The organism is Ornithinimicrobium tianjinense (genome assembly GCF_014636495.1).
Taxonomy (GTDB): Bacteria; Actinomycetota; Actinomycetes; order Actinomycetales; family Dermatophilaceae; genus Ornithinicoccus; species Ornithinicoccus tianjinensis.
This window is the reverse complement of sequence record NZ_BMEM01000001.1, coordinates 72550-96492: the sequence shown is the minus strand read 5'-3', so window position 1 is coordinate 96492 and position 23943 is coordinate 72550. Positions and strand designations below refer to the sequence as shown.

At 72.4% G+C, this 23943-nt stretch carries 25 protein-coding genes and 1 pseudogene; 8 read left to right on the top strand and 18 right to left on the bottom strand.

Going from position 1 to position 23943, the window contains the following annotated elements:
* The first annotated feature begins 4 nt into the window (after positions 1–4).
* Complete coding sequence (gene purL, locus IEV65_RS00430; protein WP_188427668.1) at positions 5–3949, top strand: phosphoribosylformylglycinamidine synthase; 3945 nt, start codon at positions 5–7, stop codon at positions 3947–3949.
* Between the two features lie 57 nt (positions 3950–4006).
* Here the strand turns inward: purL and IEV65_RS00425 are convergent, their stop codons facing one another.
* From IEV65_RS00425 to IEV65_RS00405, 5 genes are all read right to left on the bottom strand, one after another.
* Positions 4007–4435, bottom strand: a complete 429-nt coding sequence (locus tag IEV65_RS00425) for an iron chaperone (protein ID WP_188427667.1) — start codon at positions 4433–4435, stop codon at positions 4007–4009.
* 14 nt (positions 4436–4449) lie between these two features.
* Positions 4450–4857, bottom strand: a complete 408-nt coding sequence (locus IEV65_RS00420) for a VOC family protein (protein ID WP_188427666.1) — start codon at positions 4855–4857, stop codon at positions 4450–4452.
* 10 nt (positions 4858–4867) lie between these two features.
* Positions 4868–5314 carry a helix-turn-helix transcriptional regulator gene (locus tag IEV65_RS00415; RefSeq protein ID WP_188427665.1) on the bottom strand — a complete coding sequence of 149 codons (447 nt, stop codon included), beginning with the start codon at positions 5312–5314 and terminating at the stop codon, positions 4868–4870.
* 74 nt (positions 5315–5388) lie between these two features.
* Positions 5389–5709, bottom strand: coding sequence for a type II toxin-antitoxin system PemK/MazF family toxin (locus IEV65_RS00410; protein WP_188427664.1), 321 nt, complete (start codon positions 5707–5709; stop codon positions 5389–5391).
* Between the two features lie 2 nt (positions 5710–5711).
* Positions 5712–5945 carry a ribbon-helix-helix domain-containing protein gene (locus tag IEV65_RS00405; RefSeq protein WP_188427663.1) on the bottom strand — a complete coding sequence of 78 codons (234 nt, stop codon included), beginning with the start codon at positions 5943–5945 and terminating at the stop codon, positions 5712–5714.
* A gap of 71 nt (positions 5946–6016) precedes the next feature.
* Between IEV65_RS00405 and IEV65_RS00400 the strand changes: the two genes are divergently transcribed.
* Both IEV65_RS00400 and IEV65_RS15870 read left to right on the top strand, forming a co-directional pair.
* On the top strand, positions 6017–6541 hold the full coding sequence (locus tag IEV65_RS00400; protein WP_188427662.1) for a pyridoxamine 5'-phosphate oxidase family protein: 525 nt from the start codon (positions 6017–6019) through the stop codon (positions 6539–6541).
* A pseudogene (locus IEV65_RS15870) lies at positions 6538–6891 on the top strand (YdeI/OmpD-associated family protein); the annotation flags it as partial. The gene IEV65_RS00400 and the pseudogene IEV65_RS15870, both read left to right, overlap by 4 nt.
* Positions 6892–6971: 80 nt before the next feature.
* Here the strand turns inward: IEV65_RS15870 and IEV65_RS00390 are convergent.
* The 7 genes from IEV65_RS00390 to IEV65_RS00360 all read right to left on the bottom strand — a co-directional run bounded on the left by IEV65_RS00390 (position 6972) and on the right by IEV65_RS00360 (position 12691).
* The gene (locus IEV65_RS00390) at positions 6972–7493 is read right to left on the bottom strand and encodes an SRPBCC family protein (protein WP_188427661.1); all 522 of its coding nucleotides are present in this window, start codon (positions 7491–7493) and stop codon (positions 6972–6974) included.
* 6 nt (positions 7494–7499) lie between these two features.
* Entirely contained in the window at positions 7500–8792 is a 1293-nt protein-coding gene (locus tag IEV65_RS00385; RefSeq protein ID WP_188427660.1) for an adenylosuccinate synthase, read from the bottom strand.
* A gap of 36 nt (positions 8793–8828) precedes the next feature.
* On the bottom strand, positions 8829–9818 hold the full coding sequence (locus IEV65_RS00380; protein WP_188427659.1) for a helix-turn-helix domain-containing protein: 990 nt from the start codon (positions 9816–9818) through the stop codon (positions 8829–8831).
* A gap of 168 nt (positions 9819–9986) precedes the next feature.
* On the bottom strand, positions 9987–10388 hold the full coding sequence (locus IEV65_RS00375) for a DUF3151 domain-containing protein (protein ID WP_188427658.1): 402 nt from the start codon (positions 10386–10388) through the stop codon (positions 9987–9989).
* Complete coding sequence (gene fbaA, locus IEV65_RS00370; RefSeq protein WP_188427657.1) at positions 10385–11413, bottom strand: class II fructose-bisphosphate aldolase; 1029 nt, start codon at positions 11411–11413, stop codon at positions 10385–10387. Before fbaA ends, IEV65_RS00375 begins: the two co-directional genes overlap by 4 nt.
* A gap of 58 nt (positions 11414–11471) precedes the next feature.
* Entirely contained in the window at positions 11472–12095 is a 624-nt protein-coding gene (locus IEV65_RS00365; protein WP_188427656.1) for a TrmH family RNA methyltransferase, read from the bottom strand.
* Positions 12092–12691 carry a DedA family protein gene (locus IEV65_RS00360; RefSeq protein ID WP_229735025.1) on the bottom strand — a complete coding sequence of 200 codons (600 nt, stop codon included), beginning with the start codon at positions 12689–12691 and terminating at the stop codon, positions 12092–12094. Before IEV65_RS00360 ends, IEV65_RS00365 begins: the two co-directional genes overlap by 4 nt.
* 218 nt (positions 12692–12909) lie before the next feature.
* On the opposite strand from IEV65_RS00360, the gene IEV65_RS00355 reads away from it, so the two are divergent.
* Both IEV65_RS00355 and IEV65_RS00350 read left to right on the top strand, forming a co-directional pair.
* Entirely contained in the window at positions 12910–14091 is a 1182-nt protein-coding gene (locus IEV65_RS00355) for a sunset domain-containing protein (RefSeq protein WP_188427654.1), read from the top strand.
* Positions 14092–14457: 366 nt separating this feature from the next.
* Positions 14458–15849, top strand: a complete 1392-nt coding sequence (locus IEV65_RS00350; RefSeq protein ID WP_188427653.1) for a C40 family peptidase — start codon at positions 14458–14460, stop codon at positions 15847–15849.
* 119 nt (positions 15850–15968) lie between these two features.
* On the opposite strand, the gene pyrE is transcribed toward IEV65_RS00350, so the two are convergent.
* The 3 genes from pyrE to IEV65_RS00335 form a co-directional block, all read right to left on the bottom strand.
* A complete protein-coding gene (pyrE, locus tag IEV65_RS00345) occupies positions 15969–16514 on the bottom strand; it encodes an orotate phosphoribosyltransferase (protein WP_188427652.1) in 546 nt (181 codons plus the stop codon).
* 67 nt (positions 16515–16581) lie between these two features.
* Positions 16582–17355: an SDR family NAD(P)-dependent oxidoreductase gene (locus IEV65_RS00340; protein ID WP_188427651.1), complete on the bottom strand. Its 774-nt coding sequence runs from the start codon at positions 17353–17355 to the stop codon at positions 16582–16584.
* A 1-nt stretch (position 17356) separates the two neighbouring features.
* Positions 17357–18154 carry a deoxyribonuclease IV gene (locus IEV65_RS00335; protein ID WP_188427650.1) on the bottom strand — a complete coding sequence of 266 codons (798 nt, stop codon included), beginning with the start codon at positions 18152–18154 and terminating at the stop codon, positions 17357–17359.
* A 52-nt stretch (positions 18155–18206) separates the two neighbouring features.
* On the opposite strand from IEV65_RS00335, the gene IEV65_RS00330 reads away from it, so the two are divergent.
* From IEV65_RS00330 to IEV65_RS00320, 3 genes are all read left to right on the top strand, one after another.
* Entirely contained in the window at positions 18207–18623 is a 417-nt protein-coding gene (locus tag IEV65_RS00330) for an SRPBCC family protein (protein WP_188427649.1), read from the top strand.
* 33 nt (positions 18624–18656) lie between these two features.
* Positions 18657–19451 (top strand): exodeoxyribonuclease III, encoded by a 795-nt coding sequence (locus tag IEV65_RS00325; RefSeq protein WP_188427648.1) that lies wholly within the window; start codon positions 18657–18659, stop codon positions 19449–19451.
* A 217-nt stretch (positions 19452–19668) separates the two neighbouring features.
* Positions 19669–20625, top strand: a complete 957-nt coding sequence (locus IEV65_RS00320) for a DUF559 domain-containing protein (RefSeq protein ID WP_188427647.1) — start codon at positions 19669–19671, stop codon at positions 20623–20625.
* Positions 20626–20886: 261 nt separating this feature from the next.
* On the opposite strand, the gene IEV65_RS00315 is transcribed toward IEV65_RS00320, so the two are convergent.
* The 3 genes from IEV65_RS00315 to IEV65_RS00305 all read right to left on the bottom strand — a co-directional run bounded on the left by IEV65_RS00315 (position 20887) and on the right by IEV65_RS00305 (position 23914).
* On the bottom strand, positions 20887–22026 hold the full coding sequence (locus tag IEV65_RS00315) for an MFS transporter (protein ID WP_188427646.1): 1140 nt from the start codon (positions 22024–22026) through the stop codon (positions 20887–20889).
* A 68-nt stretch (positions 22027–22094) separates the two neighbouring features.
* Positions 22095–22676 carry an HhH-GPD-type base excision DNA repair protein gene (locus IEV65_RS00310; RefSeq protein ID WP_188427645.1) on the bottom strand — a complete coding sequence of 194 codons (582 nt, stop codon included), beginning with the start codon at positions 22674–22676 and terminating at the stop codon, positions 22095–22097.
* The gene (locus IEV65_RS00305; RefSeq protein WP_229734752.1) at positions 22673–23914 is read right to left on the bottom strand and encodes an MFS transporter; all 1242 of its coding nucleotides are present in this window, start codon (positions 23912–23914) and stop codon (positions 22673–22675) included. The genes IEV65_RS00310 and IEV65_RS00305 overlap by 4 nt, the downstream gene beginning before the upstream one ends.
* Positions 23915–23943: the final 29 nt, after the last annotated feature.

Sequence of the window (23943 nt, the reverse complement as noted above, 5' to 3'; positions counted from 1 at the left end):
CCCCATGGCAACCGACCGTCACCCCGAGCACGTGCTCACCGCGTTCCCCGGCGGCAGCGCCCTGTCCGACTTCCGCGCCGCCGCCCTGCTGCGTCGGCTGCAGGCGGTCGCCCCGCAGGTGGCCTCCGTCTCCGCCCGCTTCGTCCACTGGGTCGCCTCGGACGCCGAGCTCACCCCGGCCGAGCACCAGTCGCTCGCCGCGATCCTGACCTACGGCGAGCCGTGGACCGACCCCGCGACCGACGGACGCGTCCTCGTCGTCGCCCCCCGCCTCGGCACGATCTCTCCCTGGGCGAGCAAGGCCACCGACATCGTGCACAACTGCGGCATACCGATCCACCGCGTCGAGCGGGTCACCGAGGTGCACCTCGGCCTCGCCGAGGGCGACCTGTCCGAGGAGGAGCTGGCGGGCTGCGCGGCCGTCCTGCACGACCGCATGACCGAGACGGTGCTCCCGGACCGCGAGGCCGCGGCGGCGCTGTTCACCGAGCAGGACGCGGCGCCGATGGAGCACGTCGACGTCCTCGGCCGGGGTCGCGACGCGCTCGTCGAGGCCGACCGGGCCTGGGGTCTGGCGCTCGCCGAGGACGAGGTCGACTACCTGGTGGACGCCTTCACCGGGCTGGGCCGCAACCCCAGCGACGTCGAGCTGACGATGTTCGCGCAGGCCAACTCCGAGCACTGCCGCCACAAGATCTTCAACGCCGACTTCGTCATCGACGGCGAGGTCCAGGACCGGTCGCTGTTCGGGATGATCCGCCACACCGAGCAGGTCAGCCCGCAGGGCACGGTCGTCGCCTACAAGGACAACGCCTCGATCATGACCGGCGGCCGCGTCACGCGGTGGGCGCCGGAGGGCGGCGCCGAAGGGCCCGAGGGCCTGGCCGGCCCGAGCCGCTACGCCCCCCGCGAGGAGGACGTCCACGTCCTCATGAAGGTCGAGACCCACAACCACCCGACCGCGATCTCGCCCTTCCCGGGCGCGGCGACAGGCGCGGGCGGCGAGATCCGCGACGAGGGCGCGACGGGCCGCGGCTCGGCCCCCAAGGCGGGCCTGTCCGGCTTCGTCGTCTCCAACCTGCGGCTGCCCGGCACCTCCGAGCCCTGGGAGGCGGAGGAGTATGGCGCGCCCGCGCACCTGGCCAGCCCGCTGGAGATCATGGTGGAGGGACCGATCGGGGCGGCCGCCTTCAACAACGAGTTCGGCCGACCGGCGCTGGGCGGCTTCTTCCGCGTCTTCGAGCAGACCGTCGACGGCGTGCGCCGCGGCTACCACAAGCCGATCATGAGCGCCGGCGGCCTGGGCGCCATCAGCGCCTCCCAGACCGAGAAGGTCCGCTTCCCGGCCGGGACGCTGCTCGTGCAGCTCGGCGGGCCCGGCATGCGCATCGGCATGGGCGGCGGCGCCGCCTCCTCGATGGCCTCGGGCGTCAACGCGGCCGAGCTCGACTTCGACTCGGTGCAGCGCGGCAACCCCGAGATGCAGCGCCGCGCCCAGGAGGTCATCAACCACTGCGCCAACCTCGGCGAGGCCAACCCGATCCTGGCGATCCACGACGTCGGTGCCGGCGGTCTGTCCAACGCCTTCCCCGAGCTCGTCGACGACGCGGGCCTCGGCGCCCGCTTCGACCTCGGCGCCGTCCCGCTGGAAGAGTCCGGCCTCGCGCCCAAGGAGATCTGGTCCAACGAGAGCCAGGAGCGCTACGTCCTAGCCCTCGCGCCGGAGTCGCTGCCGGCGTTCCGCGCGCTGTGCGAGCGTGAGCGCTGCCCCTTCGCGGTCGTGGGCGTCGCGCAGGCCGACGGCCAGCTCGTGCTCGGCGAGGACGAACTCAGCGCCGTCGACATGCCGATGGAGGTGCTGCTCGGCAAGCCGCCGCGGATGACCCGCGACGTGCAGCGCACCACCCGGCGTGGCGACGACCTCGCCCTGGAGGACCTCACCGAGGAGGAGGTGCGGGACGCGGCCTACGCCGTCCTGCGCCACCCGAGCGTGGCGTCCAAGCGCTTCCTGGTCACCATCGGTGACCGCACCGTCGGTGGCCTGAGCCACCGCGACCAGATGGTCGGCCCGTGGCAGGTGCCGGTGGCCGACGTCGCCGTGACGCTCTCGGACCACTTCGGGCTCGCCGGCCAGGCGATGTCCTCCGGCGAGCGCACGCCGCTGGCCTCGGTCGACGCGCCCGCGTCGGGCCGGATGGCGGTCGGCGAGGCGCTGACCAACCTGCTGGCCGCGCCGGTCGCCTCGCTGCGCGACGTCAAGCTCTCGCTCAACTGGATGGCCGCGGCGGGCGAGGCCGGCGAGGACGCCGCCCTCTACGACACCGTCCAGGCCGTCGCGATGGAGCTGTGCCCGGCCCTGGGCATCGGCGTGCCCGTCGGCAAGGACTCGCTGTCGATGCGCACCACCTGGTCCGAGGACGGGCAGACCAAGCAGGTCGTCTCGCCCGTCTCCCTGGTCGTCTCCGCCTTCGCCTCGCTGGCCGACGTGCGCGGCACCCTGACGCCCCAGGTCAGCGCCGGCGACGCGCTCGTGCTCGTCGACCTCGGCGCCGGGCGCGACCGGCTCGGCGGGTCGATGCTCGCCCAGGTCCGCGGCGCCTTCGGCGGCACCGTGCCCGACCTCGACGAGCCGGCCCACCTCCAGGCCCTCGCCGAGGCGCTCACCGAGCTGCGCGCGCAGGGGCTCGTGACGGCATACCACGACCGCAGCGACGGCGGCCTGTGGGCCGCGCTGTGCGAGATGGCCTTCGCCGGCGGCGTGGGGGTGAGCGTCTTCGCCCCGGAGGGTATGTCGTACGCCGACCCGCTGGCGGGCGGGCTGGCCGCCGTCTTCACCGAGGAGCTGGGCGTCATCCTGGGCGTCCCCGGCGACCGCGTCGACGAGGCCGTGGCGGTGCTCTCCGCGCACGGGCTCGGCGAGCTGACCCACGAGATCGGCGAGGCGATCAGCGACCGCCGCGTCAAGGTCCGCTCCGGCGAGGTCGTGCTCGACGAGCCGGTGCGCGAGCTGGCCCAGGCGTGGGACGAGGTGTCCTGGCGCATCGCGGGCCTGCGCGACAACCCGGCGTGCGCGGACGAGGAGCACGCGGCCTTCGGGGCCGACGACGACCCCGGACTGCGGGTCGAGCCGAGCTTCGACCCCGGTGAGGACGTCGCCGCGCCCTACCTCAACCTCGGCGCGCGGCCCAAGGTCGCCGTCCTGCGCGAGCAGGGCGTCAACAGCCACGTGGAGACGGCCTTCGCCTTCGACCGGGCGGGCTTCGACACCTACGACGTGCACATGACCGACCTGCAGGCGGGACGCTTCAACCTCAGCGACGCCGGGGTGAAGGGGCTCGTCGCGGCCGGTGGCTTCTCCTACGGCGACACGCTCGGCGCCGGTGAGGGCTGGGCGCGCTCCGTGCTCTACAACGAGGCGCTGCTCGAGAGCTTCTCGGCGTTCTTCGCGCGCGAGGACACCTTCGGGCTCGGCATCTGCAACGGCGCCCAGATGTTCGCCGCTCTCGCCGAGCTGATCCCCGGTGCCGAGGCGTGGCCGCGGTTCACCCGCAACCGGTCGGAGCAGTACGAGGCGCGCCTGTCGATGGTCGAGGTGCTGGACAGCCCGTCGATCTTCTTCACCGGCATGGCCGGCTCGCGGCTGCCGATCGCCGTGGCGCACGGCGAGGGCCTGGCCAACTTCACCGCCCGCGGCGACGAGGCGACCGTGCTGCGCGCGGCGCGCTACGTGGACAACCGCGGCGAGGTGGCGACCACCTACCCGGCCAACCCCAACGGATCGCCGGACGGCCTCACCGCGGTGACGACGCCGGACGGCCGGTTCACCGCGATGATGCCGCACCCCGAGCGGGTCCAGCGCAACGTCCAGATGTCGTGGACCTCGGGGCCGGTCGAGGACGCGAGCCCGTGGCTGCGGATGTTCCGCAACGCGCGGGTCTGGGTGGGCTGATCAGCGCTCCTCGATGAGCATCCAGCGCGACGCCAGCCCTGGACGGCCTCACGTCGCTCATCCAGAGCCCGCCGCCTTGGCCACGAGCGCCTCGACGAGCGTGGCGTCCTGGGCGGTCAGCTCGGTCAGGGCGTAGCTCGTCGGCCACATGGCGCCCTCGTCCAGCCTGGCGGCGTCCTCGAAGCCGAGCGTGCTGTAGCGCGACTCGAACTTGCCCGCAGGCTTGAAGAAGACCACCACCTTGCCCTCCGGCGTGGACCACGCGGGCATGCCGTACCAGGTCTTGGCCACGAGGTGCGGGGCGACGCGCCTGACGATGTCGTGGATCCTCGTCGCGATCCGGCCCTCGGCCTCGGGCATCTCGGCGATCTTGTCGAGGAGGTTCTGCTCGAGCTCCTCCTTCTTCTGCGCGGCCTTGAGCTCCTTGGCCCGCTCGCGCATGGCCCTCTTCTCGCCGGCGCTGAAGCCGTCGTCCTTGGCTGCCACCTCGGTGTCCTCCCTCAGGCCTGGCTGACGCGGACGGAGTTGCCTGCAGGGTCGCGAACGGCGAAGTCGCGCGCGCCCCACGCCTGGTCCATCGGCTCTTGGACGACGTCGACCCCGCTGGCCTGGACCCGCTCGAAGGCGGCGTCGAGGTCGGCGGCCGCGAGGTTGATGCCGGCGAAGGTGCCCTTGGCCATCATCTCGGCGATGACGGCGCGTTCGTCGTCGGTGATGCCCGGGTCGACGGCCGGCGGGTGCAGCACGATCGAGGTGGTGGGCTGCCCGGGCGGGCCGACGGTGATCCAGCGCATCGTGCCCTGGCCCACGTCGCCGCGGACCTCGAAGCCGAGGACGTCGCGGTAGAACGCGAGAGAGGCCTCGGGGTCGTCGACGGGGAGGAAGCTGGAGGAGATCGTGATGTCCATGAGCGCCACGCTACGGCGCGGTCGACAGCGGGGCTTCTCGATTCCTGATCGGTCTCGTCACCGCGCGCGTCACGCACGGGGGTATGGCGGGCACGCCCGCCTCCCGTCGGTAGGCGCTCGGGGGCCTGCCCACCAGCTCGGCGAAGCGGGTGCTGAACGTGCCGAGGGAGGAGAAGCCGACCTGGAAGCACACCTCGGTCACGCTCAGGTCGCCGCGCCGCAGCAGCGTCATCGCGCGCTCGACCCGTCGGGTCATCAGGTAGGAGTAGGGCGACTCGCCGTACGCTTCCCGGAAGCGTCGCGACAGGTGGCCGGCGGACAGGTGGACCCCGCGGGCAAGAGCCTCGACGTCGAGCGGCCGGGCGTACTCGCGGTCCATCCGGTCGCGCACCTGCCGCAGCAGGCGCAGCTCGCGCAGCCTGGCCTCGCGCGCGGAGCCGGACCCCGGGTCACCCATGGGGCCAGTGTGTCACCGACGTGCCTGCGCAGCGTCGTCGGGCATCTGTCCCGGCGACGTGCCGGGAGGGACGATCACGGCCCTTCAAGTAACGGCACCTCGAGGTCGTACGCCAGCACGATGGCTCTTGCGAGGTGGCGCTCCTGCTCGGGCGTGAGGAAACCCAGCCTCCGTCCCAGGAGGTCGGCGGGGATGGTCAGGACGTTGTCCATCGAGACAGCGCTGTCGTGGTCCAGCCCGTTTGCACGTCCTACCGGCACTTCGCTGGACAGCCCCTTGACGGTCGACGTGATGGGAGCCACGGTCACCTTGGTCATCACGGCGCGGGCAGTGTCGCGGGTGAGCACCAGGACGGGGCGGGTCTTGTCGAGCCGCGCGAGGCAGATCTCACGCAACGTCAGTCGTCCAGTGTCGGGTGGGCCACGGACCAGGTGACGAGCTCGTCGAGGTCATCGGCCGTGCCCTTCTTCTTCAGGGTCTGGGCGTCCTGCTGCGCGGCGTGCAGGCGCATCTCGCGCTCCAGGGCTGCGGCCACCAGGGCGGCTCGGCTGGGTGCCTTGCCACTGGCCACGCTCCGGTCCAGGAAGCGAACCATCTCGTCAGGGAGCCGTACCGCGATCTGTGTCGTCACGCCGTGAGCATACCAGACAGAATCCCACAATGGGATGCACTACTCTGCCACCCAGGGTCTACCGTCGTGCTATGGAGACGATCCCGCGAGCCTCCCGACCCACCTTCCCGGACGGGTACGGCATACCGGAGAGCAGCGAAGGCCTGCTCAGCTGGGACCAGGTCGAGCCGCGGCTGCGGGAGGCCCGGCACTACTGGCTGAGCAGCGTGCGACCGGACGGGCGGCCGCACTCGGTGCCGCGCTGGGGCGTGTGGGTGGACGGGCGGTTCTGGTACGACGGCGCGCCCACCACACGGCATACCCGCAACGTCGAGACCAACCCTGCCGTCACCCTGACGCTCGAGAGCGGCACCGAGGTGGTGATCGTCGAGGGCGAGTCGCACGCGACGCGCGCGGACCCCGAGGGGCTGGGGGCGCGGCTGGCCGAGGCGTTCGGGAAGTACCACGACGCCGGCTACCGTCCCGGCCCCGACGCCTGGGCGGGCGCGGACGGCGGCGGCCTGCGGGTCATCACGCCGACCCGCGCGATGGCGTGGTTCGCCTTCCCGACCGACTGCACGCGGTTCACCTTCGCGGGTCGTGGCGAGGGGGTATGACGTGGGCTGGCGGGAGGGTGGGACGCCGGAGCGGCCCGCGGTGTACTTCGACGGGCCGGAGGACTTCCGCGCCTGGCTGGAGGAGCACCACGCGACCGCCGACGAGCTGTGGATGGGCCTGTCCAAGAGGCATGTCGCCGACCGCGGCAGCCGGGCTCATGCGTCCCGCAGGCCTGGCGGCCTTCGAGGCCCGGGACCCGGACCGCACGGGCACCTACTCCTACGAACGTCCCACCGAACCGACCGACGAGCAGCTGGCGGCGATCACCGCCGACCCGGCGGCTGCGGCGTTCTGGGCGCAGGCACCGCCGGGCTATCGCAGGGCGGTGGCGGCGTGGCTCGTCGACGCCAGGCAGCAGTCGACCCGCGACCGACGCCTGCGCCAGCTGGTCGACGACTCGGCAGCCGGACGGCTGGTGCCACCGCAGCGCTACGGTGAGGTGCCGCGGTGGCTCGAGCGGGCGGCGGACGCCGCGCGCGCCGCAGGGGCGTCCCTCAGGCCCGCGCCGGTCTCCCCGCGCAGGACCTCGTCGAGGCGGCGGAGGTCCTGCGTCATGGCACGCCGCATCGCCACCGACATCGCGCCCGAGCCGAGCGAGGCGAACCCGCGCGGTGCGCCGTGGTTGCGCAACGACATACCGGTGTCCTCGCCCTCGTCCCACCACTCGTAGGTGGTCTCCATCGGGAACGGGCCGGAGGCCGTCCGCATCACGAGCCGCCGGTCAGGGACGAGCTCGACGATCTCGTAGGTGTAGGAGAGCTCGCGGCCGAGGAAGCGGGCGACGAAGTCCAGCAGGGCGCCCACCCGTACCGACCGGTCCTCGCCGTGCCAGCGCACGGAGCGGATGTTGGAGTACCAGGCGGGCGCGTTGCTCGGGTCGCCCGCGAAGGACGCCACCCGCGCGCGCGGCGCCGCGATGATGCCCCGGACGGTGACGTCGACCGTGCCCACGGGAGGTCAGTCGCGCCCGAGCAGGTCGTGGCGGACCACGACCTCGTCGCGACCCGGCCCGACGCCGATGACGGACACCCTGGCCCCCATGAGCTCCTCGAGCCGCAGGACGTAGCGCTGGGCGGCCTCGGGCAGCTCCTCGAAGCTGCGGCAGCCGGTGATGTCCTCGCTCCAGCCGGGCAGCTCCTCGTAGACCGGCGTGGCGTGGTGGAAGTCGGACTGGTTGACCGGCATCTCCTCGAAGCGCTGACCCTGCACGTCGTAGGCGACGCAGACCGGGATCGTCTCGAGCCCCGTGAGCACGTCGAGCTTGGTGACGACGAAGTCGGTGATCCCGTTGACCCGCTGGGCGTAACGGCCGATGACGACGTCCGCCCAGCCGCACCGGCGGGGACGGCCGGTCGTCGTGCCGTACTCCGCGCCGACGTCGCGCAGCCGCTGGCCGAGCTCGTCGTCCAGCTCGGTCGGGAACGGACCCTCGCCGACGCGCGTGGTGTAGGCCTTGAAGACACCGATGACCCTCTCGATGCGGGTCGGCGGCACGCCGGAGCCGGTGCAGGCTCCCCCGGCGGTCGCGTTGGAGGACGTCACGAACGGGTAGGTGCCGTGGTCGACGTCGAGCAGCGTCGCCTGGCCCGCCTCGAAGAGCACGGTCTCACCCCGGTCGAGGGCCTCCCCGAGCTCGAGCACGGTGTCGGTGACCATCGGGCGGATGCGCTCCGCGTGCCGCAGCAGCTCCTCCACCACCTCGTCGACCTCGATGGCGCGGCGGTTGTAGATCTTGAGCAGCAGCTGGTTCTTGACCTGGAGCGCGGCCTCGACCTTCTGCCGCAGGATCGAGGTGTCGTAGAGGTCCTGGACGCGCACGCCGATGCGGTTCATCTTGTCGGCGTACGTCGGGCCGATGCCGCGTCCGGTCGTGCCGATGCGGCGCTTGCCCAGGAAGCGTTCCGTCACCTTGTCGAGCACCCGGTTATAGGCGGGTATGACGTGGGCGTTGGCGCTGATCCGCAGCGTGGAGGTGTCCACGCCGCGCGCCTCGAGCGCGTCGAGCTCCTCGATGAGCACGCCGAGGTCGATGACGACGCCGTTGGCGATGACCGGGGTGCAGCCGGGCGAGAGGATCCCGGAGGGCAACAGGTGGAGGGCGTACTTCTGGTCCCCGATGACCACCGTGTGACCGGCGTTGTTGCCGCCGTTGAACTTCACGACGTAGTCGATCTCGGAGCCGAGCAGGTCGGTGGCCTTGCCCTTGCCCTCGTCGCCCCACTGGGCGCCCACCAGGACGATCGCCGGCATATGCCCGCCTTTCGGGTTGTGGACTGGAGCCTGATCCTATCGTCGGTCGCCGTCCAGCAGGCCGCGCCCGGCGATCGCCATCCCCAGCTGGAACCGCGTGTCGACGCCGTGCTCGTCCATGAGGGCCGCGATCCGGCGACGGACGGTGCGCAGGCTCAGCCCGAGCTGGCGTGCCAGCGCCTCGTCCTTGAAGCCCAGGGCGAGCAGCTCGAGCAGCTTGACGTCGCGGGCCGAGGCGTCCTGACCGAACATCGGCTCCGCGCGACGCCACAGCTCCTCGAAGAGGCTCACGAAGACGTCCACCACCGCCGCCGGTCGGAGCAGCAGGAAGTCGCCCTCCTCGCCACCGCCCTCGGCGAGCAGCACGCCGCCCCGGCCGAAGACCGCGAACTCGGACCGGATCGCGTCGTCGGGCAGGTAGCGCTGCTGCTCGCCCGCGGACGCGCGGGCCTCGGCGAAGAGGTGCCAGTGGGGATCGGCGAGGATCGAGAGCGGGAAGATGCTGCGGACGACGCGGCCGGAGGCGACGACCTCCTCGAACTGCCGGCGCACGGCCTCGTCGTGACCGGGTCCGGTGTCGACCCCGCTCGCGACCTGCAGGAGGTCACCGCGCGAGGTGCGGACCAGGTGGTCGACGACGGCCGGTGCCTGGCTGGGGGCCACCTCCTCGAAGGCCGGCAGCCGCGGCCCGGAGAGCTGCAGGCCCCGTCGGTAGTCGAACTCGAAGCTCTCGAGGGAGGCCCGCAGACCCAGCAGCTCGTCGCGCCGGGCGTCCAGCCGGGCCTCCTCCTGGTCCAGCAGACGCCCGACCGTGGACCGCGGGTCGTCGACACGCACCTGGCCCTCGGTTCCCCGGGCGGCGAGCTGGAGGGCCTCCAGGTGCCGGAGCGACACCAGGGCGCGGTGCAGCGGCCAGCCGAGCCGGTCGGCGTGCTCCTCGAGGGTGCCCGGCGCGGAGCGGAGGAGGTGGCGGTAGAAGTGCTCCACCTCCGGCTCGAGGGCGAGACGTCGTGGTTGAGACTTCACGTATGGCAGGTTAAGGCCACTGGCACACTTGGGCCACCTGGCACGACGGTCCTCTGATTACATAGCCAGGTCGGACGAGACGTCAGGGGACGCGAGCCGTCTGACCACAAGGGGGCGTGGCGGGCGCCGGGTCGAGCGACCCGGCCCCCGCCACGCTAGGGGTCCTGTCTACAGCCCGAGCTCGCGGGCGGCCTCCGCGGACGAGGCCCGGAGGAACTCGGTGCACCGCACCTGCTCGTCGGTCTCGCCGATCCGGCCGGCCGCCCTCGCGAGCGCCGCGAGCGCGCGCAGGAATCCGCGGTTGGGCTCGTGCTCCCACGGGACCGGCCCCTGACCCCGCCACCCGGCGCGCCGCAGCGCGTCCAGGCCGCGGTGGTAGCCGGTGCGCGCGAAGGCGTACGCACCCACGGCGTCGTCCCGCCCCAGCGCCTCCTCGGCCAGCCTGGCCCAGGCCAGGCTCGAGGCCGGGTATGCCGCAGCGACCTCGCGCGGGTCCGCGTCGCCCCGCGCGGCGGCGGGGTCGTCCGGCAGATGCGTGGGCGGGACGCCCAGCAGGTCGGGTCCGCTCACGCGTGCGTGCCCGCCGAGCGCAGGTGCTCGCACGCCTCGACGACGCGCGCGGCCATGCCGGCCTCCGCCTGCTTGCCCCAGGCGCGCGGGTCGTACATCTTCTTGTCGCCGACCTCGCCGTCGACCTTGAGGACGCCGTCGTAGTTGCCGAACATGAAGGCGGCGACCGGCCGCGTGAAGGCGTACTGCGTGTCGGTGTCGATGTTCATCTTCACCACGCCGTAGTCGACCGCGTCGGAGATCTCCTGCGCCGAGGATCCGGAGCCGCCGTGGAAGACCAGGTCGAAGGGGCGAGCGTCCTCGGCGAGGCCCAGCTCCTTGGCCGCGGCGGACTGCGCGGTCTGCAGGATCTCCGGACGCAGCTTGACGTTGCCCGGCTTGTAGACGCCGTGCACGTTGCCGAACGTCAGCGCGGTGAGGTAGCGACCCCGCTCGCCGGCGCCGAGGGCCTTGACCGTCGCGATCGCGTCCTCCGGCGTGGTGTAGAGCTGCTCGTTGATCTCGTTGGCGACACCGTCCTCCTCGCCGCCGACGACGCCGATCTCGACCTCGAGGATCGTCCGCGCCTGGGCCGAGAGCTCGAGCAGCTCCTCGGCGATGACGAGGTTCTCCTCCAGCGCCACGGCCGAGCCGTCCCACATGTGCGACTGGAAGTAGGGCAGACCGCCCTGCTTCACCCGCTCGATGGAGGCGGCGAGCAGCGGCCGGACGAAGCCGTCGAGCTTGTCCTTGGGGCAGTGGTCGGTGTGGAGGGCGATGTTGACGTCGTACTTCTTGGCGACCTCGTGGGCGAAGGCGCTGAAGGCCAGCGACCCGGTGACCATGTCCTTGACCCCCTGGCCGGAGAAGTACTCCGCCCCACCGGTCGAGACCTGGATGATGCCGTCCGAGCCCGCGTCCGCGAAGCCCTTGATGGCGGCGTTGAGGGTCTGGCTGGAGGAGACGTTGATGGCCGGGTAGGCGAAGTTTCCTGCCTTGGCCCGGTCGATCATGTCGGCATAGACCTCGGGGGTGGCGATGGGCATGTGAGTCCTCCTCGGACGGCGTCGGCGCGGGGCTGACCCCCATGCTTCCACAGCGCCGTCACGCGTGCTGCAGGGCCCAGTGGTACATGACGATCGCCGCCGCCGCGCCTGCGTTGATCGAGCGCGTGGAGCCGTGCTGGGTGATCGCCAGCACCTCCTGGCAGGCCGCCAGCGCCTCCTCGCTCAGCCCCGGACCCTCCTGACCGAGGAGGAGTATGCAGTGGCGCGGCACGGCATACCCCTCCAGCGGGCGGGACCCGGGGACGTTGTCGACGCCGAGGAGCGGCAGGCCCCGGGCTGCGGCCCAGGCCGCCAGGCTCGCGACGTCCGGGTGGTGGTGCTCGTGCTGGTAGCGGTCGGTGACCATCGCGCCCCGACGGTTCCAGCGCCGCCGTCCGACGATGTGGAAGGCGGCGGCGTTGAAGGCGTTGGCCGTGCGGATGACCGAACCGATGTTGAAGTCGTGCTCCCAGTTCTCGACCGCCACGTGGAAGCCGTGCCGTCGGGTGTCGAGGTCCGCGACGATCGCCTCGTGGCGCCAGTAGCGGTAGCCGTCGACGACGTTGCGGGCATCACCCTCGCGGAGCAGCTCCGGGTCCAGGTGCGCGGGCAGCTCCCCGCTCGCGTCCGTCGGCCACTCCCCCGGCCACGGGCCGACCCCGACCGCGGGGCGCGACGTCATACCGACGGGGTGGAGGCGCGCGCCCGGGCGCGGTTGCGGCGCACCCGCTGGACGACGAACCACAGCATCGCCACCGCGACCACGCCGATGACCACCTTCTGGAAGGTGTCGGCGTAGGGCTCGACGCGGTGCCAGTTCTCGCCGAGCTGGTAGCCGGCGATGACGAAGACGGAGTTCCACAGCAGGCTGCCAGCCAGGGTGAGCAGCGTGAAGACCACGACCGACATCCGCTCGATACCGGCGGGGATGGAGATGAGGCTGCGGAAGATCGGGATCATCCGGCCGAAGAAGATCGCCTTGCGTCCGTGCCGGTCGAACCATGCCTCGGTGCGGTCCAGGTCGGCGAGGTCGACGAGCGGCAACCTGGCCCACAGCGCCCGGAAGCGGGTGCGGCCGAGCAACGCGCCGAGGGTGTAGAGAAGGAGCGCGCCGACCACCGAGCCCGCGGTGGTCCAGGCGATGGCACCCGCCAGCGTGAAGGTGCCCTGGCTGGCGGTGAAGCCGGCCAGGGGCAGGATGATCTCGCTCGGGATCGGGGGGAAGAGGTTCTCCGAGGCGATGGCCAGGGCCGCGCCCGGGCCCCCCAGTCGCTCCATCAGGTCGACGGCCCACCCGGCCACCCCGGTCAGGTCGGTCTGCGTGCTCACGCGAAGGTTCTCCTCATCGATGCGGTCGCCCGATTGTCCCATCCGACGCGCGCCGGGCCCGAATCCGTGGCCCGACCTGCGATCTCGCACTACGGTGGGAGGAGCGCCGCAACATCTGCGGGTGCCTCGGACGCGGCCTGCCCGGTCGCCACTAGGAGGAACGCCTCATGAACGACACCACCAAGTGGATCATGATCATCCTGCTGCTCCTGCTCATCGGCGCAGCGGTGTTCATGCTGCTCCGCTCGCCCGGCAAGGACAACGGCGACGACCGCGCCGTGACCGACGTCGACCGGGACCGTGACGGCCTCGCGGACACCGACGCCGCACCGGTCGCCCCGGTCGAGACGTCCCGCCCGGACCGCGAGGTCTTCGACCAGGCTGCGGTCGACCAGACCCCCGCCGGCACGTATGCCGAGGCACCGGTCGCCGAGCCGGTCTACGACGAGCCGGTCGCCGAGACCCCCGTCTACGACGAGCCGGTCGCCGAGACCACCTACGACGAGCCCGAGTTCCGGGACACCCCGCTCCCCGCCGACGACGAGACCACCTACGCCGAGCCCGAGTTCCGGGACACCCCGCTCCCCGCCGACGACGAGCCGACCTACGACGAGCCGGTCGCCGAGGCCCCCGCCTACGACGAGCCCGAGGCCGACCGCCAGGAGCGCATCAGCCGTTCCGCCGAGATCGGCGCGCTCGGCGCCGCAGGAGCGGCGGGAGTGGCGGGTGCGGCGGCCGGCGCCACGGCCCCCACGGCGGAGGAGACGGGCTATGCGCCGGACGCCGGTGCGCACGAGCCCGACACCACCTACGTCGACGAGACGTCCCGCCCCACGGTGACCGAGGGTGCCGCGGAGGAGGTCGCCGACGTCCACCCGCTGACCGACCAGGACATCGACGCGGGCGCGAGCACGGAGCCGCTGACCGCCGACGCGGTCGTGGAGCAGGCCGACGCCGCGGACTCCGCGCCCGAGTATCCCGTCGGTGACGACGCCACCTATCGGGTCGAGGCCGGCGAGGCCGTGGCGGTCGAGGAGCCCCTCGCCACGCCGACCGACACCGAGCAGACGACGGCGTCGCCGACCTACACCCAGGACGAGCTCCTGTCCGCCCAGGAGCCGGCCACCACGACCGGCTTCGTCGAGAGCTCCTTCGGCGCCGGCTCGGCGGAGCCCCTCGAGGACGGCACGGGTCCGGCGGGGTGGCAGGTCAAGGGCAACGCCGGGTCGATGCTCTTCCACACCCCGGACTCGCCCTCGTATGACGCTGTGCGCGCCGAGGTGTGGTTCGAGAGCGAGGACGCGGCCCGCAACGCCGGCTTCGCCCACTGGGACCGCCGTCGCCGCTGACCCGGTCCCGTCCCGCGAAGAGGCCCCGCCGACCCCGTCGGCGGGGCCTCCCGCACGTTCCCACCGGTCACGCGAGCCAACGTCCGCACCTCCCGGCACGGTGCGCGTGTGGCCTGAGAAAACGCCTGTGATTTCGCAAGATTCTGCTCCCGCCCAAATGACACCGATGTGATATCCGGGCTGACCTGCGCATTGCCCCCCGCGACGTGATGAAGATCACATACTTACAGAGTTGTAGTTCCCGGCAAAACCACACTCTCGCAGGTCAGCGGGGGTTGCGCGCCCGTCGGAACGGGGGTTCACTGCTCTTGCCCGGCCCCCTCCGGGCATGTCCCATCCTGATCGTGATCGATGGAGCTCGCTCCCATGCCCACACGTACGCGCCGCATCACCAAGCACCTCGTGGCGACCGCCGCCGCGGCCGCCCCGGTGATCGTCCTCGCCCCGACCGCCCACGCCGCGCCGGCACCTCAGGCCCCGCTGCCACGCACCCCGCTCGGTCATGGCTCCGCCCTGCCGGCCACGCCGGCGCTGCCGGCCACCCCGGTGCTGCCGACCGTCGAGACCAGCGTCACGCGCGTCGTCTCCGTCGCGGTCGCCAACGTGCGCTCCGGGCCGTCCACGGCATACTCCGTCGTCGGGACCAAGACGCAGGGGACCACGGTCCAGGGGACCGTGACCTCCAACGGGTGGCTCAAGATCTCCGACCGGCAGTTCATGGCGCCGTCCGTGCTCACCACCCCCTCGACGGGCACGGTCACCCAGTACGTCACCGCCTCCGTGGGCAACGTGCGCTCCGGCCCAGGTCTGGAGCACCGGATCGTCGGCACCCTGACCGGCGGCACCCAGGTCCGCGGCACGTGGGTCAACGGCTGGCTGAAGATGGGCGACGGCCGCTACATGAGCGGCACCATCCTCACCTCGGACGCCCCCGGCGGTGGCGGCGAGACCGCGGAGAGCGTGACCCGCTGGGTGACGGTCAACGCCAATGTCCGGTCGGGTCCGTCGACCACCTACGCGATCGTCGGCTCCCGTCAGGCAGGGGCGAAGGTCACCGGCCAGCTCACCTCCAACGGCTGGCTCAAGATCGCCGACCGGCAGTTCATGTCACCCGGCGTGCTGACGTCCCAGGACCCGGGCGGCACCCCGGCCCCGGCGCCGGCACCTGAGACCGTGACCCGGTGGGTCGACGTCGCCGTCGCCAACGTGCGCTCCGGTCCGTCGACGTCGTATGCCGTGTCCGGCACCAAGACGCTCGGCGCCCAGGTGTCCGGCACCATCAGCACCAACGGCTGGCTGCGCATCTCCTCCAGCCAGTGGATGTCGCCGACGGTGCTCTCCGACCAGGCGCCAGCGCTCACGCCGCCGAGCGACCCGAACCCCGTCGTCCCGCCCCCGCCCACGGAGGACACGACCGCGCTCCGCCAGGCGATCCTGGCCACGGCGGCGTCCTACGTCGGCTACCCCTACGTCCTGTACGGCACGCCGCCCGAGGCCTTCGACTGCTCGTCCTACACCTGGTGGGTCTACAAGCAGAACGGCATCACGATCCCCCGGACGGTGCGCGACCAGAAGGCGATGGTGACGCGGGTCACCGACCCCCAGCCGGGCGACCTGATCTTCTACGACAACTTCTACCACGTGGGCATCTACGCCGGTGACGGCAAGACCTACGAGGCGCTCAACCCCAGCGCCGGGGTCCGTTTCGGCGACCCGGTGACCACGGAGATCTGGTACGGCCGCGTGCCCGGGATGTGACCTGTCCCCCGGCCGAGCGTCGGCCGCCCCTCTGGCACGGCGAGGCCCCCGCACCCGGGGAAGGTGCGGGGGCCTCGTCGTCGGCTCGGAGGCTTCCCAGGCTCGTTGCTGGGGGCCCGTCAGGCGAGACCGAGGTCGGCCAGGGTGTAGGCGGCGCGGTAGTCGACGCCGGCCTCCCGGATCTTCTCCTCGGCGCCGCTGCTGCGGTCGGCGATGACGGCCACCGCCACGACCTCGGCACCGGCCTCCCGGCAGGCCTCGACGGCGGTCAGCGGCGAGCCGCCCGTGGTGGAGGTGTCCTCGACGACGAGCACCCGGCGTCCGGTGATGTCCGGGCCCTCGATGCGTCGCTGGAGCCCGTGCGCCTTCTCGGCCTTGCGGACCACGAAGGCGTCGAGCCGCTCACCGCGCCGGTGGGCCGCGTGCAGCATCGCGGTGGCGACGGGGTCGGCGCCCATCGTGAGGCCGCCGACGGCCTCGACCCTCAGGTCCTCGACCAGGTCGAGCATGACGTCGCCGACGAGCGGTGCCGCCTCCCCGTCCAGCGTGATCCGGCGCAGGTCGACGTAGTAGTCGGCCTCCTTGCCCGAGGACAGGGTGACCCTGCCGTGGACGATGGCCTTGTCGGTGATGAGCTCGCGCAGACGCTCGCGGGTGCCAGTCATGGCAGGCAGCGTAGTCGCCGCCCCCTTCAGGGCCGCAACGTCAGCGTCCGCACGTCAGCATCGACGCTCACCGACGCCGCCTCCGGGCGGCGAGCTCGCCGGCGACCCGTCGGGTGATCCGGCGGGGCACGACGCGCAGCAGACCGACGAGGACCTTGTACTGCGGACCGGGCACGCTCACGACCTGGCCGGCCGCCACCGACGCCAGGCCGTCACGGACCACGGAGGGCGCGTCGAGCCAGAGCGCCTCGGGCAGCCGGGACATGTTCATCTCGGCCCGGTCGTGGAACTCCGTGCGGGTGAACCCGGGGCACAGTGCCGACACCCTCACGCCGTGCGGGCCCAGCTCGGTGGCCAGGGCCTCGGAGAAGACCGTGACGTAGGACTTGATCGCCGAGTAGTGGCCCATCGCCGCGAACGACGCGACCGACGAGACGTTGAGGATCGAGCCTCGACCACGCTCGCGCATCGCCCCGGCCGCGGCGTGGCTGAGCACCATGACGGCACGGACCATGAGGTCGACCGCCGCCTCCTCCTCCTCCAGCGCGTTGGACACGAACCCCCGGCGCGAGCCGAAGCCGGCGTTGTTGACCAGCAGGTCGACGGGCGCGGAGCGGTCAGCGAGCACCTCGGCGACGGCGTGCAGCTGCGCGCGGTGGGTAAGGTCCGCAGGCAGCACGCGCACCTGGACCCCGTGAGCCGCCCGGAGGTCGGCGGCCACCTGCTCGAGACGCTGCGCGTCGCGGGCGACCAGCACGAGGTCGTCGCCGCGTGCGGCCAGCTGCTCGGCGAACTCTCGGCCCAGACCGGCCGTCGCTCCGGTGACGAGTGCGGTGGCCACGTCAGAGACGCTCGCGCAGCCAGTCGAGGTCCGCGAGGTGCTCGACCGCACCACCCGGGGTCTCCAGGACGACCGGCGCACCGGCGGCCCGCACGACGTCCGCGAGCTCGTCGGGCGGCACCTGGCCGGAGCCGAGGTTGGTGTGCCGGTCCGCGCCCGAGCCCGCCCCGTCCCGCGAGTCGTTGCAGTGCAGCAGGTCGATGCGACCCGTGATCGCACGGATGCGCTCGACCGCGTCGCCCAGCTCGATCCCGCCTGCCCAGGCGTGGCAGGTGTCGAGGCAGAAGCCCACCTGGTCGGCGCCCTCGGCGCGTCCCACCGCGTCCCAGAGCATCGCGATGCGGTCGAGGTGGCGTGCCATCGCGTTGTCGCCGCCCGCAGTGTTCTCGATGAGGAGCGGGACCTTGATGTCCGTCGCCTCGATCGCCTTGCGCCAGTTGTCGAACCCCTTCGCCGGGTCGTCCTCGACGTTGACGTGCCCGCCGTGCACGATGAGGCCCTTGGCGCCGATCTCCGCAGCCGCATCCATGTGCTGCTGGAGCAGCTTGCGGGACGGGATGCGGATGCGGTTGTTCAACGTGGCCACGTTGACGAGGTAGGGCGCGTGGACGTAGAGGTCGACGCCGGCCTCCTCCGCCGCGGCCCGCAGCGCCGGCGCCCCGCCTTCGAAGAGCACCTTCGGGCCCTTGTAGCTCTGCGGGTCACCCAGGAAGAACTGCACCAGCGGCACCTGCCGGGCCACCGCCTCGGCGACAGGATCGGTCTGCTCGACGTGGGCTCCCAGGGGCAGTGCGCTCATGCCCTCATCGTAGGCGGGCGCACCGACGTGCCCTCGCCCCTACGCTCGGGGTATGCCGCTGCCCGCCTTCGCGATCGACCTGTCCGTCTCCGGGTCTCCGGCCGAGGTCTGGGAGAGGTTGTGGGACCTGGACCGGCATACCGACGCCGTCCCCCTCACCGTGGTGAGCGGCGGGCCGCTGGACCGGGGCGCACGCTTCGTCGGCCGGACCCGGCTGGGGCCGCTCCACGTCGACGACGTGATGGTCGTGCGTGAGTGGGAGCCGCCTCACCGGTGCGTGGTGGAGAAGGTCGGCCGGCCGCTCGGCGGTCGCATCGAGGCCACCCTCGAGCCGGCGCCGGGTGGGACCCGGTTGCGCTGGAGGCAGCGCTACGAGGTCACGGGACTCCCCGACCGCCTGGTGGCGCTGGCGCGCCCGGCCGTGCGCGCGGCATACCTCCTGGCACTGCGCAGGATCACCCGCCCCTGAGGCCAGCCACCCAGCGGCGCCTAGGCTGGCCGGGTGCGCATCGCCACCTGGAACTGCAACAGCATCCGCTCCCGCGTCGACCGGGCGGTCGCCTTCCTCGAGCGGCACGACGTGGACGTCCTCGCGCTGCAGGAGACCAAGTGCCGCGACGACCAGTTCCCGATGATGCCGTTCCAGGCAGCCGGGTATGACGTCGCGCACGTCGGGTACAGCCAGTGGAACGGCGTCGCGGTCGTGAGCCGGGTGGGCCTGGAGGACGTCGAGGTCGGCTTCCCGGGCCAGCCGGGGTGGGGCGAGCCTGCCGAGGCCGAGGCCAGGGCGCTCGGGGCGACCTGCGGCGGCGTGCGCGTGTGGTCGCTCTACGTGCCCAACGGCCGCTCGCTGGCCGACCCGCACCTGCTCTACAAGCTGGACTGGCTCGCGGCGCTCCGGGACGCCGGCCGCGGGTGGCTGGCCGACGACCCCGGCGCGGCCGTCGCGCTGATGGGTGACTGGAACATCGCTCCCACCGACGACGACGTGTGGTCGGTCGAGTACTACGCAGGCAAGACGCACACCTCGCCGCAGGAGCGCGCTGCCTTCGCCGGGGTCGTCGAGGCCGGGTTCGCCGACGTGACGCGCGAGCACACTCCCGGGCCGGGGACCTTCACCTACTGGGACTACACGCAGCTGGCCTTCCCCAAGCGCCGCGGCATGCGGATCGACTTCTGCCTCGGCTCCCCCGCGCTCGCGGCGAGGGTCGAGCAGGCGTTCATCGACCGCGACGAGCGCAAGGGCAAGGGCGCCTCGGACCACGCGCCGGTCGTGGTGGACGTGGCCGACGTCTAGCCGCCCCACCTCGGCTACCCAGCACGACGATGTCCGACCACCTCGGCAGCTGCGGTCACGTCAGGGCGACCTTCATCGCACCAGAGCGTGAGGTAGGTCCGGGAGGGGTGACCGCACCTGCCAGGCGACCGAGCCGGCGAGGTCCGGACGGTGATGTCGGTCGCCTCCCTGTGGATAACCCGGGCCATGCCTCGATCAGCATCGGCACAGTGGTCTCATGCCGCAGACCCCACCTCCCGCCCTCGCGCCCGGACTCCTCACGCTCGTGCGCTCAGGGCTCGACGCTCACGCCGGCACCCTCACCGCGGCCGACCTGTCGGCCTTCGGCGCGGGCGGGGGTCCGACCCGCCAGCTGCTGGCCGGCAAGGTGCTCCTGCGCGTGGGTCGGGCGGCCTTCGTGGACCTCGATCGCTACCAGGCGGCCGACGCGGCCGGGCGCCATGTGCTGGCTGCCACCGCGATCGCCCGGACCTGGCCGCCCCGCGTCCTGGTGAGCCACACCACAGCCGCCCTCATGCACGGGCTGCCGCTGACCCTCGAGCCGGACAGGGTGCACGGCTGCCGCCTCGGTGCCGGCCAGCACAGGAAGCGGACGGGCTACACGATCCACACCGGGTATGTCGATGCCGACCCCACCGTCCTGAACGGCGTGCAGGTGGTCGAGCCCCGCCTGGCCGTGATGGGGGTCGCCGAGCTGCACGGACGCGACGAGGCGGTCGTGGTCGGTGATGCCGCTCTCCACCAGCAGCTCGTGACCGTCGACGACCTCCGCCGAACGGCCGACACGCACAGGCACCACCCCGTGCACGCGACCTTCGCGCGCGCCGTCGAGCTCATGGACGCGCGGTCCGAGTCGGCCGCCGAGACCCGGAGCAGGTTGTTGCTCCAGGCTCTGGGCTTCGACCCGGTGCCGCAGGTCGTCATCCGTGACGACGCGGGTGAGTTTCTGGGTCGGGTGGACTTTCTCCTGCGAGGCACGCGGGTGATCGTGGAGATCGACGGCATGGTCAAGTACACCGACCGTGAGGCTCTGCTCCTGGAGAAGCGCAGGGAGATGGGGCTGCAGCGGGCCGGGTACACCGTCGTCCGGCTCGTGTGGGCCGACCTCTCCTCGCCGGCAAAGGTGAGGGCGATGCTCGAGGCGGCCCTCGCCGCTGACACGTCCCGAGCGTGAGGTCCGGCTCAGCGGCCCCTGCGCGCAGGACCGACGAGCCAGTGCGAGATGCCAGTGCGAGGTGCCAGCGCACGATGCCAGTGCGGGGTGCCAGTGCGAGATGCCCGGGCACGATGCCCGTCGTGGACGGTCGGTCAGGTTCCGGGGCCCGGAAGTGCGGTCAGGTCAGGAGGACCTTCATCACGCTGCAAGGCGATGAAGGTCAGGGCAGCGTGACCGCACTCGGTGGGCCGTCGACACCTCACGCCCTCGTCCGCGTGCTCAGCGGCGCGCCGGGAGAGCGAGCGGCAGCGTCAACAGGACCAGACCGGCCGTGATCGCCATACCCGCACCGAACCCCCAGCCGACGGCGAGCGCGCCGACGAGGACCGACCCGGTGGCGGTGCCGGTGTCGAAGCCGGCGTTCCAGACGGCGCTCGCCGCGCCCACGCGGCGCGGCCCCGCGGCCTCGAAGGCACGGATCATCGTCAGGCTCTGCAGAGCACCGTAGGCCGCCCCGACCAGCCCGCAGGCCGCCAGCCAGGCCAGCAGCCGGTCCGCCACGACCTGCTGGTCGACGAGCCGGGACACGGCGAGCAGCCCCAGCACGGCCAGCAGCACGAAGGGCCATGCCAGGCGGCCTGAGCCCCACCGGTCGGCCAGCCCGCCCACCCGCCACCTCACAACCGTGGACACCAGCCCGAAGGCGAACAGCCCTGCTGCGGACAACCAGGGCACGGCCACCATCTGCGGCGCGAAGGTGATGAGCGCCCCGCCCGCCAGCGTGATGGCCATGAGGACCAGGCTGGGCGGCAGGATCACGAGATAGGTGGCGAGCCCGGCGGGCGCCCCGTCCGGCTCGGGGTGCCGGCTGTCGTGGGTCGCTCGCACGGGCAGATGACGGGCCAGGGCCCAGCTCGCGGGGAGCCCCACCAGCGGCAGCGCGCTCAGCACGAACACCGGCCAGAAGGCCCACGCCTCGGCGATCCAGCCGCCGACCGGCATGAGCAGCACGTTCGGGGTGGCGAGGGCGAGGGAGTAGGCCCCGACCGCCGCACCGCGCCGAGCCGGGTCGACGAGCAGGACGGCTGCCGCGCTGGCGGCCACCGTCAGGATGCCGAAGCCGACGCCCCGGACGCCCGAGAGCAGGAGGACGACGCCCAGTCCATCGGAGAGCACGTGCAGGAGGGCGGGTAGGCCGAGCAGCACCAGCGACAGCGTGAGGGTGGCGCCCCAACCGATGCGACGCACCAGCGCCGGCACGAGGAACTGCGTGGCGACCGTCGTCGCCAGCAGCACGAAGTTGACCAGCCCGGCGCCGGCGGAATCCGCGCCGCCGTGCACCGCCCACAGCGGGGCGACGGGCAGGAGAGCGGCATACCCGGAGAAGCCCATGAACGAGAGGAAGGCGAGTGCGGGCATGCCCGGCACGGTCCAGATGCTCGCGTCAGGACTCCCGCCGGGAGTGCTCTCGCCCGGGCTGGGGCGCCTCACGCCTTGGCAGCCTTGGCGGCCGCCTTCTTCTCCTTCTTGTAGGCACGCACCTGCTGCAGGGTCTCGGCATCGGTGACGTCGGCGATCGACATCCGGGCGCCGTCGCGACCGTAGTCGCCGGCGGCCTCGCGCCACCCGGGTGCCTGGAGGCCGCGCTGCTTGCCGAGCAGGGCAAGGAAGATGCGGGCCTTCTGGTCACCGAAGCCCGGCAGCGCCTTGAGCCGCCTGAGGATCTCCTTGCCGTCAGGGTCGCCCTGCGTCCAGATCGCAGCCGTGTCGCCGCCGTAGTCGCGCACCACGGCACCGGCCAGGTCGTGGACGCGCTGGCCCATGGACTTCGGGAACCGGTGCACCGCAGGAGGAGTCGCGCAGAGGGCGATGAAGTCGTCGGGGTCGGTGGCGGCGATCCGGTCCGGGTCGACGGAGCCCAGCCGCTCCACGATCTTGCGCGGACCGTCGAAGGCCACCTCCATCGGGATCTGCTGGTCGAGCAGCATGCCGGTGAGCAGGGCGAACGGGTGCTCGGCGAGGATCCGGTCCGCCTCGGGGTCTCCGACCAGGTGCAGGGTGTCCGTCATGGTCCTGATGGTATGCCGCGCCCGGTGCCCCGGGGCAGGTCCACCGTCCTGGCCCAGGCGGCCATCCACAGGGCTCCGCCCAGGGCTACTGCCGCGATGCCGAGCAGGGCTGCCTGGACGCTGGCCACGACGAGCACGGCTGCCACGAGGCCGGGCCCCGCGACGACGCCGACGTTGCTGAACACCGCCCAGACGCCGAGGAAGCGGCCGCGGCCCACGGGCGGGCTCAGGTCGGCCCCGATCGTCATGTTGATCCCGGCACCGAGGCCGTTGCCGACGGCGGCGACGACGACCGCGCCGACGAGCCCGGGCACGTTGGGCAGCAGCGGCATCAGCACGAAGCTGGCCCCGAGCAGGGTGAGGCAGGCGATGAGGACGGGTGCGCGCCCCAGCCGGTCCTTGAGGTAGCCGCCCGGGAACATCAGGACGAGCTCGATGGTGGCGATCAGCGCGACGAGCAGGGAGATGGTGGAGGCGGTCAGGCCGAGGTGGACGCCCCAGACCTGCAGCACCACGGGGTGGGAGACCCTCACCAGCGAGAGCGCCGAGATCGCGGCGCCGGCGAGGATCACCGCGGGCCAGCGCACCTGGAGGGAGCGGATGCCCCGACCCGAGGCCGGTGCGCCAGCGTCGCCGTCCTCCTGCGGGACCACCGGGTGACGATGTCCTTCGAGCGTGGCACCGCGCGGGCTGTAGAGGATCGCCAGGGAGAGCAGCGCGCACACCAGGCTGAAAACGTAGACCGACCAGAGCGGCAGCCGCAGGAGCAGCAGCGCGCCGCACAGGGGACCCACGAGGGAGCCGACGCGCATCGTGCCGCCCAGCGCGGTCATCGCCCGGCCGAGCTGCTCGGTGGGCATGGTGTCGGCCACCAGAGCCTGTCGGGCGAGGTTCCAGACGTTGACGGCAGGGGCCCGGAGCACGGCGGACAGGACGAAAAGACCGAGGGACCACCGCGCCTCACCGACCAGGGCCACCACCGTGCCGCCGATCGACACCGCGGCCCAGGCCGTCGCGAGCGCCATCGCACGACGGTCGCCCAGCCGGTCGATGAGCTGACCCGCGGAGACCGTGGTCAGCAGGGCCACGACCCCGACGAGGGCGACGATGAGGCTGGCGAAGGCCGTCGAGGCTCCCGCTTCCACGGCAGCGAGCACCATCACCGGCACCGTGGCACCAGCGCCGGTGGAGAAGAGCATCGACGGTGCGAGGACGGGCCAGAAGAGCTGGCGGTACATCGTCCTCCTCAGCCGCAGGGTGCCAGGTG